Source organism: Pleomorphomonas sp. PLEO (genome assembly GCF_041320595.1).
Taxonomy (GTDB): Bacteria; Pseudomonadota; Alphaproteobacteria; order Rhizobiales; family Pleomorphomonadaceae; genus Pleomorphomonas.
Genome location: NZ_CP166625.1, coordinates 1,057,185 through 1,073,284 on the forward strand (window position 1 = coordinate 1,057,185; position 16,100 = coordinate 1,073,284).

At 65.2% G+C, this 16,100-nt stretch carries 11 protein-coding genes; 6 read left to right on the plus strand and 5 right to left on the minus strand.

Annotation, left to right across the window (positions count from 1 at the left end):
• The first annotated feature begins 60 nt into the window (after nucleotides 1–60).
• From pyrF to AB6N07_RS04660, 5 genes are all read left to right on the plus strand, one after another.
• The gene (gene pyrF / locus AB6N07_RS04640) at nucleotides 61–912 is read left to right on the plus strand and encodes an orotidine-5'-phosphate decarboxylase (RefSeq protein WP_370676644.1); all 852 of its coding nucleotides are present in this window, start codon (nucleotides 61–63) and stop codon (nucleotides 910–912) included.
• Between the two features lie 17 nt (nucleotides 913–929).
• Nucleotides 930–2,741, plus strand: a complete 1,812-nt coding sequence (locus tag AB6N07_RS04645) for an ABC-F family ATP-binding cassette domain-containing protein (RefSeq protein ID WP_370676645.1) — start codon at nucleotides 930–932, stop codon at nucleotides 2,739–2,741.
• Nucleotides 2,742–2,831: 90 nt separating this feature from the next.
• Entirely contained in the window at nucleotides 2,832–5,030 is a 2,199-nt protein-coding gene (locus AB6N07_RS04650; RefSeq protein ID WP_370676646.1) for a mechanosensitive ion channel domain-containing protein, read from the plus strand.
• A gap of 148 nt (nucleotides 5,031–5,178) precedes the next feature.
• Nucleotides 5,179–6,183: a hypothetical protein gene (locus tag AB6N07_RS04655; protein WP_370676647.1), complete on the plus strand. Its 1,005-nt coding sequence runs from the start codon at nucleotides 5,179–5,181 to the stop codon at nucleotides 6,181–6,183.
• A gap of 121 nt (nucleotides 6,184–6,304) precedes the next feature.
• The gene (locus AB6N07_RS04660; protein WP_370676648.1) at nucleotides 6,305–7,525 is read left to right on the plus strand and encodes an MFS transporter; all 1,221 of its coding nucleotides are present in this window, start codon (nucleotides 6,305–6,307) and stop codon (nucleotides 7,523–7,525) included.
• A gap of 35 nt (nucleotides 7,526–7,560) precedes the next feature.
• Here AB6N07_RS04660 and AB6N07_RS04665 read toward each other — a convergent pair whose 3' ends face one another.
• Nucleotides 7,561–9,621 carry a methyl-accepting chemotaxis protein gene (locus tag AB6N07_RS04665; RefSeq protein ID WP_370676649.1) on the minus strand — a complete coding sequence of 687 codons (2,061 nt, stop codon included), beginning with the start codon at nucleotides 9,619–9,621 and terminating at the stop codon, nucleotides 7,561–7,563.
• A 311-nt stretch (nucleotides 9,622–9,932) separates the two neighbouring features.
• Here AB6N07_RS04665 and AB6N07_RS04670 point away from each other — a divergent pair, with 311 nt between their 5' ends.
• Nucleotides 9,933–10,877, plus strand: a complete 945-nt coding sequence (locus AB6N07_RS04670) for an ROK family protein (RefSeq protein ID WP_370676650.1) — start codon at nucleotides 9,933–9,935, stop codon at nucleotides 10,875–10,877.
• Nucleotides 10,878–10,925: 48 nt separating this feature from the next.
• Here the strand turns inward: AB6N07_RS04670 and AB6N07_RS04675 are convergent, their stop codons facing one another.
• Genes AB6N07_RS04675 through nifB form a run of 4 tightly spaced genes read right to left on the minus strand, consistent with a single transcriptional unit; the run spans nucleotide 10,926 to nucleotide 15,769 of the window.
• Complete coding sequence (locus tag AB6N07_RS04675; protein ID WP_370676651.1) at nucleotides 10,926–11,933, minus strand: Gfo/Idh/MocA family protein; 1,008 nt, start codon at nucleotides 11,931–11,933, stop codon at nucleotides 10,926–10,928.
• Between the two features lie 60 nt (nucleotides 11,934–11,993).
• Nucleotides 11,994–13,139, minus strand: a complete 1,146-nt coding sequence (gene nifV, locus AB6N07_RS04680) for a homocitrate synthase (RefSeq protein ID WP_370676652.1) — start codon at nucleotides 13,137–13,139, stop codon at nucleotides 11,994–11,996.
• On the minus strand, nucleotides 13,136–14,299 hold the full coding sequence (locus AB6N07_RS04685) for a cysteine desulfurase family protein (RefSeq protein WP_370676653.1): 1,164 nt from the start codon (nucleotides 14,297–14,299) through the stop codon (nucleotides 13,136–13,138). The genes nifV and AB6N07_RS04685 overlap by 4 nt, the downstream gene beginning before the upstream one ends.
• Before the next feature lie 15 nt (nucleotides 14,300–14,314).
• Complete coding sequence (gene nifB, locus AB6N07_RS04690) at nucleotides 14,315–15,769, minus strand: nitrogenase cofactor biosynthesis protein NifB (RefSeq protein ID WP_370676654.1); 1,455 nt, start codon at nucleotides 15,767–15,769, stop codon at nucleotides 14,315–14,317.
• Nucleotides 15,770–16,100: the final 331 nt, after the last annotated feature.

Genomic DNA, 16,100 nt, shown 5'->3' on the forward strand with positions numbered 1-16,100 from the left:
TTCCCACTTTTCCGCACGATGCGCTATATCGCCTGCCAAGTGATTTTCCGGAGATCCGTCATGTCCGCCATTCCCTTCGCCGACCGTTTCGAGGCGATTGCCGACCGCCGCTCGTCGCTCACCGTCGGCATCGACCCGGCGCCGGAAGTGCTGAAGGCCTGGGATCTGCCCTATGATGCCGAGGGCGTGCGCGTATTCGGCCTGGAGATGGTGGAGGCGGTGGGTGATCTTGTCGGTATCTTCAAACCGCAGATCGCTTTCTTCGAGCGCTTCGGCTGGCAGGGTCTGAAGTCGGCGGCCGAGGTGATCGGCCACGCCCGTTCGGCCGATGCTCTGGTCATCGCCGACATTAAGCGGATGGATATCGGCCACACCATCGAGGCCTATGCCGGCGCCTGGATTGGTGAGGACGCGGGCACGCCGGTGGATGCCATCACGCTTGGCGCCTACATGGGCTCGGGATCGCTTGCGCCGGTGGTCAAGCGTGCCGCCGAGTACGGAGCCGGTCTGTTCGTCGTCGTGCGCTCATCGAACCCGGATGGCATCCTGCTCCAGACCGCCCGGCAGGAGGACGATCGCACGGTGGCCAACGCGCTGGCCGACGATCTCACGGCTTTCAATCGGGGCGTGCTCGCCAAGTCGGGCAACGGTCCTTGCGGCGCCGTGGTCGGTGCGACGCTCGACGATGCCGACAAGGTACTCGAACGACTGCCGACCTCGCTGATCCTCGCTCCCGGCATCGGTGCGCAGGGTGCAACCATGGCCGATCTCCGGTCGCGTTTCGGGCGGGCAGCGGCCAGGCGCACGTTGCCCAATGTGTCGCGGCAGGTGGCGGCGGCCGGTCCTGCCAAGAAGGCAATTAGAGAGATCGTCGCGCGCCTTGCCGACGAAGCCTTTGCGCTGCGCGGCTGACGGAGACGATATCGGACATGGCTTTCCCCCCGGTTCTGTTCCTCAAGAACATCCACCTTACTTTTGGCTCGACGCCGCTTCTGACCGGTGCCGACCTCACGGTCGGCGAGGGCGATCGCATAACGCTGGTCGGCCGTAATGGTTCAGGCAAGTCGACATTGCTCAAGATTGCCGCCGGTTTCGTCGAAGCCGACGACGGCGAGCGCTTCTTCCAACCGGGCAAGACGGTGCGCTACCTGCCACAGGAGCCTGATCTCACATCCTTCAAGACGACGCTGGAGTATGTAGAATCAGGATTGGCGCCTGGCGACGTTCATTACCGGGCGCTCTATCTCCTCAATGAACTTGGGCTGACCGGCGACGAGCCGACGACGTCGCTGTCGGGCGGCGAGACGCGACGGGCGGCGCTTGCCCATGTGCTGGCGCCCGAGCCGGACATCCTGTTGCTCGACGAACCGACCAACCATCTCGACCTGCCGGCCATCGAATGGCTGGAAAGCGAACTCAAGACCATGAAATCGGCGCTGGTGCTGATCTCGCATGACCGTCGCTTCCTTGAGAACCTGTCGCGCACCACCGTCTGGCTCGATCGCGGCGTGACGCGCACGCTCGATCGCGGTTTTTCACACTTTGAGGCTTGGCGCGATCAGGTGCTAGAGGAGGAAGAGCGCGATCTCGTCAAGCTCGACCGCAAGATCGAAGCCGAAGAGCACTGGATGCGCTACGGCGTCACCGCCCGCCGCAAGCGCAACGTCCGCCGCGTCGACATGCTCGCCGATCTCCGCAAGGACAAGCGCGAGCATCGCGGGCCGCAGGGATCTGTGAAGATGGTGGCGGCCGAGGCCGAGGCATCATCGAAGCTGGTGATCGAGGCGAAATCGATCTCCAAGTCATTTGGCGACCGGCCGATCGTGCAGGATTTCTCGATCCGGGTGGCGCGCGGCGACCGCATCGGCATCGTCGGCCCCAACGGCGCCGGCAAGACGACGCTGCTCAGACTTTTGACCGGTGATCTTGAACCGGACAGCGGCACCGTCAAGCTTGGCATCTCCCTCGACATGCAAACGCTGGAGCAGAAGCGCGACAGCCTCGACCCCGAGACCACGCTCGCCGATGCGCTCACCGAGGGCAAGGGCGACTGGGTGGTGATCGGCGAGGAGAAACGTCACGTCGTCGGCTATATGCGGGATTTCCTGTTCGCGCCCGAACAGGCACGGACGCCGCTTTCGGCGCTGTCGGGTGGCGAGCGCGGCCGAGTGATGCTTGCTCGGGCTCTCGCCAAGCCCTCCAACATGCTGGTGCTCGACGAGCCGACCAACGATCTCGACCTCGAGACGCTTGATCTTCTGGAAGAGCTGCTTGCCGACTATGGCGGCACGGTCATCGCCATCAGCCACGACCGCGATTTTCTCGACCGCGTCGTCGCTTCGGTGGTGATGAGCGAAGGCGATGGTCGTTGGCTCGAATATGCTGGCGGCTATAGCGACATGCTGGCCCAGCGAGGGAAGGGCGTCGAGGCGAGGAAGGCGGAAAAGTCCGCGGCCACGCCGAAGAAGGCGGCTTCATCCGTTGCCGCCCCTGCGAAGGGCCGGTCTAAGCTTAGTTTCAAGGACAAGCACGCCCTGGAGACGCTGCCCGGTAGGATCGACAAGTTGTCGGAGGAAGCCAAGCGCCTGCATGCCGTGCTGGACGATTCCGGTCTCTATGCGCGTGATCCCACGCTGTTTGCCGGCACTACCGAAAAGCTCACCGCCACCGAGGTGGCGCTGGCAGCGGCCGAGGAGGAGTGGTTGCGGCTCGAGATGCTGCGCGAGGAACTGGAGGGCTGACGCGGCGTTGCCGTGGTAGCTTGGTTAGCTTGCGCCCTGCCGTTTTTTGGGCAAGACAGAAGGTTACTTCGGTCGTCAATGATGCGAACCATGTCCGTTTTCCGTCTCCTCGCGCTTCTCCTCACGCTCGCTCTGCCGACTTTAGCGCTGGCGCAGACCGCGCCCCCGGCCGCCGCCCCGGCGACGCCGTCTGCCATTGTCATGCCGAAGCTCGTCTTGCCGACCAAACCAGCCGCGCCGGAAACGGCGACCGTCACCTCGCCGGAGGCGGCGAAGGCGCTGGCCGACATCCTGAAGGATGACGCTACGCGGGCGGCGCTGATCGGCGAGCTGGAGCGTTTGGCCCAGCCGACGGCGGGCGACGCGGCGGCGGCTCCCGCCGATGCGGCCAGTACGGAAGCGGCGGATACGCCAACGGTGCCGCTTGCTCGTGAGATCGGGTCGGTCACGCAGGACCTGTCGCGGCAGGTGGTCGACGTGGTGTTGAAGATCGGCCGTGGCCTTGGCAACTTGACGCGCCTTGTCGACGGCAGCGCCGACATCAATTGGGATGGCGTGCGCGAGCAAGGCGTGTCGCTGGTGATCCTGGTCGTCTTCGCTTTCGCGACGTTGACCATCGCTCGCTTTCTTGCCCGTTTCCCGCTCGGCGCCGTCGAGAGGGTTGCCCGTGATAAACCATTAACCCGCCGCGTGCTTTGGAGCGGTCTCGCGCTCTTCATCGACTGGGCGGTGATCGGCCTCGCCTGGTTTGTCACTTCGGCCTATGCCATCGCCGTCGCGGGCGGCGGCCGCATCGATCTGATGCAGAGCCTCTTCATCGATGCCTTCGTGGTGATCGAGTTCCTGAAGAGCTGTCTTGCCACCGTCCTGCAATATCGCCGGCCAGCCCTCAAGGTGTTCGATCTCAAGGCGGCGACGGCGCGTTTCTGGTACCTCTGGCTCAGTCGCCTGATCGGCTTCCTCGGATATGGCGTGCTGGTCGCCCACCCATTGGTCAACAAGGCGATCGGCTTTTCGGTGGGCATCGGCTTCCGTCTCGCAGTGGTGCTCATTACCCTCGTCGGCGCCACGGTGCTGGTGACGGCCAAGCGCGACGAGGTGCGGGCGGGGCTCTACCGGTTGATCGAGCCGGTGAAGGGTTCGGTGCTGCGCACGGCGCTGGCGCTTCTCGCCCATGCCTGGCACGTCGTCGTCATCGTCTATCTTGCCGTGGCCTTCGTGCTCTGGGTGAGCCGGCCGTTCGACGCCGTCGACTACATGGCCTGGGCGACGGTCGAGACGGTCTTGACCATTGCCCTCGGCGGCCTTGTCGACAGCCTGATCTCCAACGCTATTTCCGGCGGTGTCCGCCTCCCGGCCGACGTCAAGAAGACGCTGCCTCTGCTTGAGGCTCGGCTCAACATGATGGTGCCGATGGTCTTCCGCGCCGTGCGCATCGTGCTGGTACTGGTGGTGGTGGCGGTGCTGCTGCAGTGCTGGGGCCTTGTCGATCTCCTTGCCTGGTTCGAGTCCGAAGGCGGTACCGACGCGGTCGGGCGCATTCTGTCGGCGGCGATCATCGTGCTCGCGGCCGGCAGCATTTGGCTCGCCGCGTCAAGCTGGGTGGAATATCGCCTCAACCCGTCGCTCGGCCGCATCACCAATGCCCGTACACGCACGCTTTTGTCATTGTTCCGCAATGCCTTCTCGATCGTGCTGATCATTATCGCCGCCATGCTGACGCTCTCTCAGCTCGGCGTCGACATCGCGCCTCTGGTCGCTGGTGCCGGTGTCGTCGGCTTGGCCGTCGGCTTCGGTTCGCAGAAGCTGGTTCAGGACATCATCACCGGTGCCTTCATCCAGTTCGAGAATGCCATGAACGAGGGCGATGTGGTGACGGTGGCCGGCCTCACCGGCGTCGTCGATCGACTGACCATTCGGTCGGTCGGCATCCGCGATACCGATGGCGTCTACCACATCATTCCCTTTTCGTCGGTGACCAGCGTATCCAACGCCATGCGTGGCTTTGCCTTCGCCGCCTCGACGGTCAGCGTCGCCTATCCAACCGATCTGGATGAGGCAAAAGCGGCGATGCGGGAAGCCTTTGACAGGCTTATGGACGGGCCGCGCGGCGCCGTCATCCTGGAGCCACTCGAGATGCAGGGCGTCGTCTCTTTTTCGGCGGCGGGCGTCGCCCTGAAGGTGCGCATCAAGACGCTTCCGGGCGAGCAATGGGCGACCGGGCGGCTCTACAGTGAGTTGGTCAAGAAGGTTTTTGACGAACGTAGCATCAAGTTCTCATTTCCCTGATAGGCAGGCCGACATCGTAAGTCGGCAAGGCTATGGTTACGGTCTTGCCGAAAAGGCATTTGCGTTTGAGGGCCGGCGTTCTAAATGAAGGACCAGAGGCCGGGGCCGCGCCCCCGGGAGCTGCCTTCCCGGATGGAGACGACAGGATTTGAGCGATCCCACCGATGATGACACCAGCGCGGAAGCGTCGCCGGGGCGTATTGCGCGCGTGCTGAAGTGGGCCGGCCCGGTTGTTGCCGTGGTGCTGATTGCCGGCGCGGTCTGGGTGCTGTGGGACATGGCGACCAAGATATCGTTCGCCGACATCCGCACCGCAGCTCTGGCGCTGCCGGTTCACCGCTTTGTGCTGGCCTTCGTTTTCACTTTGTGTGGGCTAGCAGCTCTCGCCACCTACGATCTTCTGGCGCTCCATGCGCTCAACTACACCAGCTCGATCAGCCTGACGCGGGCGGTGTTCGGCGGCCTCATCGCCAATGTGTTCGCCAACACGCTCGGCTTTCCGCTCCTGTCGGGCGGTGGTGCCCGCTACCGCATCTATTCCATGGTCGGCGTCAGTTTTTCGGTGGTCGCCCGGCTGATCGTCATGAGCTGGCTGACCATGTGGTCGGGTATTCTGTTCGTGCTTGGGCTCGCCCTGACACTGGAGCCGACGACGCAATATCCCGTTTTTCCCCACCACTACATCGATCGGTCGGTCGGCCTGATCATTCTGGTGGCGTTGACCGGATTCATCGTCTGGCTGGCGAAGAAACGCCGGGCAATCCGCGTCAGTGGCATGGTGGTCCGCATGCCCAGGGCAAAGCCCGCCTTCCTGATGGTATTGGCTGGTGCCGTTGATCTCATGGCGGCCTGCGGCACGCTTTATGTCCTGCTGCCGCCCGACGCGGTTCCGGACGCGGCTCGTTATCTCGTTACCTACTCGCTGGCTTTCCTGGCTGGCATGGCGGCCAATACGCCCGGCGGAGTCGGCGTGTTCGAGGCGACGGTGGTCACCGGACTCGATATCGGTCATCGTCCGGATGTTGCCGCCGCGCTGATCCTGTTTCGCCTCATCTATTTCGTGGTGCCGCTCATCTTCGCTCTTGTGCTGCTCGCCTTCTTCGAAGGGCGCCACCGGTTCGCCGTGCGGCGGGCGCGGCGCGAAGAAGTGTGAATGAGCCACGGTTGGCGGGGCAACAGAACCGCTTGGCTCCGCGGAAGGCTTGTTCCGCGCCTCTTTCTAGATCACAAGTCGCCGTTCGTTGGCCCCCAACCGCGCCCGCCCGAGTGACTTCATGAGCCATCAACCCTCGACGAACGCCTTCGCCCACCGGCCCTATCTCCTTTACTGGCTGGCCCGCCTGTTCGCCACGTTCGCCATTCAGATCGTGGTGGTCGCCGTCGGCTGGAAGGTTTACGACCTGACCCACGACCCCATGGCGCTCGGTTACGTCGGGCTGATGCAGTTCCTGCCGGCTTTCCTCCTGGTTCTGATCACCGGCGCGGTGGCTGATCGCGTGTCGCGACGCCTCATCATCGTTGTCTGTTTCGGGGTCGAGGCGGCGGCGGCCATCTGGCTGTTCACGCTGTCATGGACGGCATCGCCGACTGTCACGCCGATCTACCTCATCCTGTTGGTGATGGGCGTCGCCCGTGCCTTCATGGGACCGGCCATGCAGTCGGTGGTTCCGAATCTGGTGCCCCGCGCAGCCCTCGCCAACGCTATCGGCTGGGTGTCGTCGTCCTGGCAAGTGGCGGCGATCGGCGGGCCGGTGGCCGGTGGCCTGCTCTACGGGATTTCCGAACTCGCCGCCTTCGGCACGGCGGTGGTGTTGCTGGCCGCCGCCGTCAGCCTGATGCTGGCGCTGCCGCCGATCACCGTGGCCCAGCAGGCCAAGGAACCGGCTTGGCAAGCGGTGTCGGCCGGTTTCCGCTACGTCTTTTCCAACCGCATCGTACTCGGCGCCATTTCGCTCGACCTGTTCGCCGTGCTGCTCGGTGGCGCGGTGGCGCTGATGCCGGTCTACGCCTCCGACATCCTGGTACTCGGCCCGGCCGGTCTCGGCATGATGCGCGCGGCGCCCGGGATCGGCGCCATCCTGGTGGCCGCCTTCCTGGCGCGCTTCCCGATCCGGGCGATGGCCGGCGTTAAAATGTTCCTGGGTGTCGCGGTGTTCGGCCTGGCGACCGTAGTGTTCGGCGTCTCGATGACGCCGTGGCTCTCGATCCTCTGCCTCGGGCTGATGGGCGCGGGCGATATGATCTCGGTCTATGTGCGCGAGACGCTGATCCAGCTTGCCACCCCCGACGAACTGCGCGGTCGTGTCTCGGCCGTCAACATGGTGTTCGTCGGTGCCTCCAATGAGCTTGGCGAGTTTCGCGCTGGCAGCATGGCGGCGTTGATCGGCACCGTCCCCGCCGTGGTGTTCGGCGGTGTCGGCACGCTCGCCGTCGCCGGCCTGTGGTCGGTGATCTTTCCCGATCTGCGTCGTACCGAAAAGCTCGACGGTAGCTGAATGGGAACGTCCGCCTGAGAGGGGCGCCGCCTCCTTCAGGCGGTGGCAACTGCCTTCAGGAAGCGTTCGATCTCACCGGCAAGCTCGTCCTTTACCGTGTCAACGGTGGCCGCTGCTTCCAGCACGCGATTTGCCGCGGTGCGCGTCTCGCCGACGGCCGCGGTGAGGTCGTCGACATTGTCGGCGACCGTCCTGGTCTCGTGCGATGCCGCCTCAACGCTCGAGCCGATCTCGGAGGTGGCGGCGCCTTGCTCCTCCACGGCAGCGGCCATGGTCGCGGCGTGGGTGTTGACGTTTTCCATGGTGCTGGCGATGCGCGCGATGACCCCAACAGCCTCGTCGGTGGCCTGCTGGATGGCCGCGATCTGGTGGGAAATCTCCTCGGTGGCCTTGGCCGTCTGACCGGCGAGGTTCTTCACCTCGCTCGCCACCACGGCGAAACCTTTGCCGGCCTCACCGGCGCGGGCGGCTTCGATGGTGGCGTTGAGAGCCAGCAAGTTGGTCTGGTCGGCGACAGCCTGGATCAGCGTCACCACTTCACCAATCTTGGCTGCGGCCTTGGCGAGTTCGCCGACTTTTTCGTGGCTGACGCGCGCGCCTTCCGTGGCCGAGCCGATGATCGCCGAGGTGCGAGCAACCTGAGCCGATATCTCGCCAATGGACGCGGCCAGTTCCTCAGCGGCGGAAGCGACGGTCTGGACGTTGCCGGAAGCGCGACCGGCGGCGGCGTGGGCGACGCCTGCCCGCTCCGTGGTGCGGCCCGCCGAGGTCGCCATCTCGCGCGCGATCGTGTCGAGGTCGCGACTGGCGGTGGAAACGCGGCCGATAACGGCCGTCGCTTCCTCGCGGAAGCCAGCGACCAGCTTGTCGATTTCCACCTGTCGCGCGTCGCGGCGGGCGGCCTCCACGGCCTGGTTGCCTTCCAGTTCGCGGCGGGCGACGGTGTGATCGCGGAAAATATTGATGGCACGGGCCATGGCGCCGATCTCGTCGGCGCGGTCTGCACCCTCGACGGCGACGGACGTATCGCCGGCCGCGAGCGCCTCCATGCGGCGTGCCATGCCGCCGATCGGCTTTGCCAGTGTGTGGGCGAGATAGCCGACGCAGCCAAGACCAATCAGCAGAGCGACGATCGAGGCGCCGACCATGGCCAGGGCGGTCGTCCGGGCATCGGCGGCCAAGGTCGCTTCCGGCACGGTCATCACCAGCGTCCAAGTCTCCTTCACCCCTGCAAAAGCCACCTTGGCAGTGGTCAGGTAGGTCGGGACACCATCGACGTCGACAACGCCGCTGCCACCGGCCGTCATGGCAAGAGCGGCCTTGGCGACGCCGTCCTCGGCGGTCTTGCCGATCAGGGATGCATCGGGATTGGCGACCCAGAGGTTATCCGTGCCGATCAGCCGGACGGAACCGGTGTCGAATGGCTTCAGAGACGAGACGAAGGCCGACACCTTGGTGAGCGGCAGGTCGGCGGTGGTGATGCCGATGGGTTTGCCGGCCCGGTGCAGCACCAGCGACAACGCCGACATCAGCGTGTCCTTGCCGTCGATCGGATAGATGTAGGGGGCGGTGATGAGATCGCGATTCTCGCGCAAAGGAAGATCGTACCAGCCCTCGGTTCCGGCCTCTTTGGTCATCACCAGCTTCTCGACGGCGATCGAGCCATCGGCCCGGTGATAGAAATAGGGAACGAAACGGCCCGTGGCGTCGGAATAGGCGTGGGTCTTGAAATCGGCGTCCTGGCTATCGAGGGCGTTGGGTTCGAAGGCCAGCGTTGTCCCCAACAGTTCCGGATGGGCGGAGACGACGGAGGTCACCAGCCGTCCCAGGCCGTCTCGGTCGGCTTTGCCGTCAGCAATCAAGCCTTCCACGGCGCGGGCAATGGTCGTCCCAACCGTGTAGGCATCCTCGACTTTGCTGCGAATGTCGAGCGAATAGCCGGTCATCAGGTCTGAGGCGCGGCGCTCGGCATTCGCGTATTCTGTCTTCATGGACATGATTGCGGCAAGCGCGGTGAGGGTGCCGAGGGCCAATGCCAACAGCAGGCCAATGCCGGCGATGAGCTTGGTGCGGAGGGGCAGATTGCGGAGGCGCATATCAGTCTCGCTATACTAGTGATGACGAGGCATGCTGGGCCGGCAGAGGTTAACCGCATGTGACATTTGGAGCCTGCAGGTTCTATCCATGTAAAAAATGTATATGTGAAGGGAATTCCAGCCTGATCCTCGCCGGTGGCCACGCTGCAAGGATGGATATTTACGGAACATCTATCCGCAAAGTTACATATTCCGCCAACCAACGGCTGTATGAGAACTAGGGATTGCGGCGAGTGGCGTTGCGCCGCAAATGTCGTTTGCTTGGATTGCCGCCGTCGGATACGGCAAGGCGGGTTTCAAGGGAGTTTGTGATGTATATCGGGATCGACTGGGGCGGCACGAAGATGGAAGTGGTGGGGCTCGATGCCCTAGGCGTCGAGCTTTGCCGCCATCGCATACCGACGCCGCGCGAGGACTATGACGCCTCGATCCGGGCGGTCCTGGAACTGGTGGACCATGTCGAGACGGCGACCGGCGAGAGCGGCAGTGTCGGCATTGGCCTGCCCGGCAGCCCCAACCCGCTGACCGGCCTCATCCGCAACTCCAACGCCTTCTGGCTGAACGGCAAGCCGCTCGGCCGCGACCTTGAGGCCGCCCTCGGTCGGCCGGTCCGGCTCGCCAACGACGGCAACTGCCTCGCCGTCTCCGAGGCGGTCGATGGCGCCGGCGCCGGTCTCGACGTGGTGGTCGGCATCATCCTCGGCACCGGCCATGGCGGCGGCATCGCGCTCAAGGGCAAGAGCCACGCCGGTTTCCAGGGGCTTGCCGGGGAGATCGGCCATTATTCGCTGCCCTGGCCGAAGGAGGGCGAGTACCCCGGCCCCAGGTGCTGGTGCGGCCGGCATGGCTGCCTGGAGATGTTCTGCTCGGGCACTGGCTTCGAGCTCGACTACCGGACGACGACCGGCGTTTCCCGCAAGGCGTCGGAGGTGATCGACCTCAAGCGGTCCGGCGATCCGGTAGCCTCGACGGTCTATGGCCGCTACGTCGATCGGCTCGCCCGGTCGCTGGCCTTGATCATCGACCTCGTCGACCCCGACGTCTTCGTGCTGGGCGGCGGCATGAGCAATGTCGACGAGCTCTACACCGACGTGCCGATGCTCCTGTCGACGCGCACCAATCTTTGGGACGGTGAAGCGGCCGGATCGGGCGATGGCCGGCTGGTATTCTCCGACTCCGTGGCGACGCCAATCCGCAAGGCCAAACACGGCGACAGCTCCGGCGTCCGGGGCGCGGCCTTCCTCTGGAAAGAGTGAGCTGCTGGGGAGCGATGGGCGGCGGTTTTCCCCGCCGCCCTCAGGAAGTCAGAGGTCTGTCCAGCGACCGCTTTTCGTCGACTCGACGATGGCATCGAGGATTTTCATCATCTTGATCGCGTCGTGCTGGTCATAGGGCAGGGGCTCGACCCCACGGATCGCCTTGGCGAAGGCTTCGCCCTCAAGGCCATACTGATCGCAGGCGGGCAGGCGGATCTCCTCGATCTCGGCGTCGCCGAGCGCGTTGCCGCGATCGAGACGAATGACGGTCTCGCCCATTGCCGGAGCATTGAAGGGAATCAGAACCTCGATGCGGCCGGTGGAGCCGACGATGTTGACGCGCTGATGCGGTACCGTCTGGGTGCCGACGGTGAACGTCAGGTGCCGCCCCGCGCCGAAATCGAGGATCGCTGACGTCAGGACATCGGTGCCAAATTTGGGGTCGAGGTCGATCAGGCCAATGACCCGCTTCGGTTCGGCATCGAACACGAAACGACCGGTGACGATGGGATAGACGCCAATGTCCCACAGGCCGCCGCCGCCGTTTTCCGGCTTGTTGCGGATGTTGGCGGGATCGTCGAGGAAGTAGGAGAAGAAGGCCTGCGCGGCCGCGACCTTGCCAATTGTGCCGGCCCGGACCAACTCACGCGCCTTGAGCCACTGCGGATGATGGCGGACCATGAAGGCTTCGAGATAGACGATACCTTGGGGCAGGGCGGCAAGCCGCTCGGCATCCTTGGCATTCATCGCCGCCGGCTTTTCGCTGAGCACGTGCTTGCCGGCACGGGCGGCGGCGAGCGCCAGGTCGACGTGGCTGTCGTTCGGCGTCGGGATGTAGACCGCCTCGATGGTCGGGTCGGCGAACAGCGCCTCGTAGGAGCCGTGGGCGAGCGGAATGCCGAGGGCGGCGGCGGCCGTCTTCGCCGTGTCGATGTTGCGCGAGGCAATGGCCGCCACCTCCAGCCAAGGCGTGGTGCGGAAACCGGGGATCACCTTCTCACGGGCGATCCTGGCGGTGGAAACGACGCCGATACGGACCGGCTTGAGCGTGGACATATGCGCCTCCCTCCTGTTTTGTATGATTTTATAAGGGAGGGGTCGGAGGAAGGAAAGCGGTCAGCCGCCGTTCTTTGCCGATCCGCTGGAAGAGGCCAGATCGGCGTGAAGGCGGGCAAGTTCGCCGTTGGTCAGCGCGCGCTTCTGCTCGGTGGCAACCCGCCGGACCGCTTCGACAAGCGGCGCGGCAAGGCGAGGGTCCAGGGCGACGCCGCGACTCGCAAGAACGTGGGCGAGGGCCTGAGCGCCGGAATGTTTGCCGACCACGACGGAATGGTGGCGCCCAAACAGCCGGGGGTCGAGGCCCTGGTAGGTCTCGGCTTCCTTGAGGAGGCCGGCGACGTGCAGGCCGCTTTCGTGGGCGAAGACGTCGCGGCCGACGACGGCCTTGCCAGGCGGCACGGCGCGGCCAGCCGCTACGGCGACGACCTCCGCGAGCGGTTTCAGCGATGGCAGATCGATGCCGGTCGACAGGCCGTCGAGGCGGAGAAGGGCAACGGCCACTTCCTCCAGCGCCGCGTTGCCGGCCCGCTCGCCGAGACCGAGCACGGTGACGGAGGCTTCGGCGCAGCCGGCGCGCAGGGCGGCCAGCGTGTTGGCGGTGGCAAGACCGAGATCGTCGTGGCCATGGAACTCCAGGGCCAGTGAGGTGTGAGGCCGCAGCTCCGCCACCAGCTTCGCCGTCGATAGCGGATCGAGCACGCCGACGGTGTCGGCGAGCCGCAGGCGCCAGCCGCCGGCCTGTTCCACCGCCTCGGCCATGGCGGCGAGATGGCCTGGGTCGGCGCGCGAGGCGTCCTCGGCGCCGACCGACACCGAAAAACCGAGGTCGAGCGCCATCGGCACGAAGCGAGCGACGCGCAAAAGGGCCTCGTGCCGGTCGATACCGAGCTTGGCTGCGAGTTGGAGATCGGAGGCGGGGATGGAGAGATTGATGGCCGGGGCGCCGCTCCGGACGGCGGCGGCAACGTCTTCGCCACGCATGCGGCACCAGACGGCGATGCGCGCCGGCAGGGCCAAGCCGACGATGGCGGCAATGGTGTCGATCTCTTCCTCGCCCATGGCCGGTGTGCCGGCCTCGATCTCGGCAACGCCGGCGGCGGCCAACGCTTCGGCAATGGCGAGTTTTTCGGTGCGTGTGAAGGCGACGCCGGGTGCCTGTTCGCCATCGCGCAGCGTGGTGTCGTTGAGGCGAGCGTCGGTCATGCCGCGGACTCCGAGATGGCGAGGCGGGCCTCCCGCGCGATAGCCGGCAGCACGCCGAGCAGGCGGTCGATGTCGGCGTCGGTGTTGAAGCGGGAGAGCGAGAAGCGAATTGTGGACCCGGCGAGATGCCTGAGCCCCATGGCGAGGAGAACGCGGCTCGGTAGGGTGCCGCCGGTGGCGCATGCCGAACCTGCCGATGCGGCGATGCCAGCCTGATCGAGGCGATGGAGCATCATCTCGGCATACGAGCCGGGGAAGGCGAGGCAGGCGGTGTTGGCAAGGCGGGCATTGCGATCGCCGAGGACGAGGGTGCCGGGCAAGGTGGCGAGGACTTCCGCTTCCAGACGGTCGCGCAGGTGGGCGAGATGATCGGTCTCGCTGTTTGCAAGGGCGAGCCGGGCGGCAACGCCGAAGCCGACGATGCCAGGCACGTTCTCGGTGCCAGCCCGGCGGCCTCGCTCCTGGCTGCCGCCGGCAATCAGGCTGGAGAACGGTGTGCCGCGCCGGACATAGAGGGCGCCTACGCCCTTCGGGCCATGCAGCTTGTGGGCGGAAAACGAAGCCAGATCGACATCGGTGGTGGCGACCGACAGATCGAGCCGGCCGGCCGCCTGCACGGCGTCGGTGTGGAAGAGCGCGCCGGCGGCATGAGCGAGCGGCACGAGGTCGGCAATGGGAAACAGCGTACCGGTCTCGTTGTTGGCGCTCATCAGCGTCACCAACGCCGTTTCCGGGCCAAGGACAGCTCGATAGGCGCCGAGATCGAGCCGTCCGTGCCCGTCGACGGGAAGCCGGCGAATGACGATTCCGTCCGTCGTCGCGAGGTGCTCAAGCGCCGCTTCGACGGATGCATGCTCGACGGAGGAGGTCACGACCTCGCGCCGGCCGGGGCGGGCGGCGAGTGCCGCCCGGATGGCCGTGACGTTGCTCTCGCTGCCGCCGGAGGTGAAGACGATTTCGTCCGGCCGTTCGGCGCCGGCCAGTGCCGCCACCTCTCGCCGGGCGCTTTCGACGGCGCGTCGTGCCTCGCGTCCTGCCGTGTGACCGGAGGAAGGATTGCCATGAATGCCGGTCAAGGCGGCAAACATGGCCTCGGCAACGCGCGGGTCGACTGGCGTCGTGGCGTTGGCGTCGAGATAGACAGCTGGACCGGCGACCATGACGGACCTCCGAGCTCAGGCGACGGCGGCGGCGCGGCCGAAGCGTTCGGCGTAGACCTTGCCGATGGCGGTCTCGATGTAGTCGTAGGCGTGAGCGTCGCTGACGGTGATGCCTGCCTCCGCGAGCGCGTCGCGTGGGCAGTCGCCGATCTTGGCGCAGAGCACGGTGTCGATGCCGTCGAGCGCGGCTATGGTCGGGCCAAGTGTCGCGTCTTCGCCGAAGCCACCCATGCAGTAGCCGTCGACCTTGCGGTGGCCGACCAGTGTGATGCCCTTTGGCCCGGCTTCGTAGACTTGGAATTCGCGAGCGTGGCCAAAGTGCTCGTTAACGCGGGCGCCGCCCTTGGTGGCGACGGCGACGAGGAGGCGGACGTCGTCGGCCACCGCGCCAACGCTCCGAAGGGCGTCGTCACGGGCGGCGCCCCGGTCGCCACGCTCGGCGGCGACGAAGGCGCGATAGGCTTGCCGGGGTTCGGGATCGTAGGTCACGACCTCCGGCAGTCGATCGAGATTGAAGTCCTGACCGCGATCCTCGCCGAGCAGCCCGATGGCGTCGGCACGGCATTGGCGGCAATGGCGCATCAGCTTGGCACCTCCTTCGAGGTGGTCTTGCAGCGTCTTGAGTTCGGCGGGCGTCGGGCCTCGCTGACCGGTAAGGCCGAAGTGTGTGCCGTGCGCCGGGTCGGAGATCAGCGGCATGACGTTGTGCAGGAAGGCGCCACGCTCGCGCACCGCGCGATTGACCTCGGGGAGATGGTCGTCGTTGATGCCGGGGATCATCACCGAGTTGATCTTCACGAGAATGCCGCGCGCCGTCAGCATCTCGAGGCCACGCATCTGCCGCTCGAGAAGGATGGTCGCCGCTTCGAGGCCGGTGCGGCGTTTATGGTCGAAGAAAATCCACGGGTAGATCTTGGCGCCAATCTCCGGATCGACGGCGTTGATGGTGATCGTCACGTGATCGATGGCCATGCCGGCGATCTCATCGACATGGTCGGGCAGGGCGAGGCCGTTGGTGGACAGGCAGAACTTGATGTCGGGAATGATCTGGCGCACCGCCTCCAAGGTCGCGCGGGTGTTTTTCCAGTCGTGCAGCGCATCGCCCGGGCCGGCGATGCCGAGTACGGAAAGCTCAGGTACAGCGGCAGCCACGGCGACCACTTTCCTGACCGCTTCCTCCGGCGTCAGCCGTTCGGAGACGACGCCGGGCCGACTCTCGTTGGAGCAATCGTATTTGCGATTGCAGTAATTGCACTGGATGTTGCAGGCCGGGGCCACGGCGACATGCATGCGGGCAAAATAGTGGTGCGCCTCCTCCGAGTAGCACGGGTGATCCTTGATTTTCTCCCAAATGGCGGGATCGATGTCGGCGGGCCGAGCCGACGTTCCACAGGAGGACGATGCGCAGCCGCCGCGCCGTGGACTCGGCGAGGCCATCAGGGCGTCGAGGGAAACGATCTGCGAGGACATGGCACTCTCCGGGCGAAACGAGGTCGTCTCGTACTCGGCAAGCGGCGTGCCAGAATAAAATTCGTTATTTATCAGCTCGTTGCAAATTTATGCCACGAAAGCGACATAGGGAAATGACAGGCTTTGTCGGACTTGCGACAGGGCGCCGGCGTGGCCTGAAAAGCCGAAGAACCAAGAGCACAAAGAGCTTGAAGCCCCAGGCGCGGATTAGCCATCAAATTTCTGTGAAAACCCTTAGTTTTCAAACGGGAAAAGCTCCAGTTTAAAATGCCTCTAAGAAAGGCTTGCATTTCACTTCGGATCTGCCGATATTGCCGCCGTCCCATTCAAA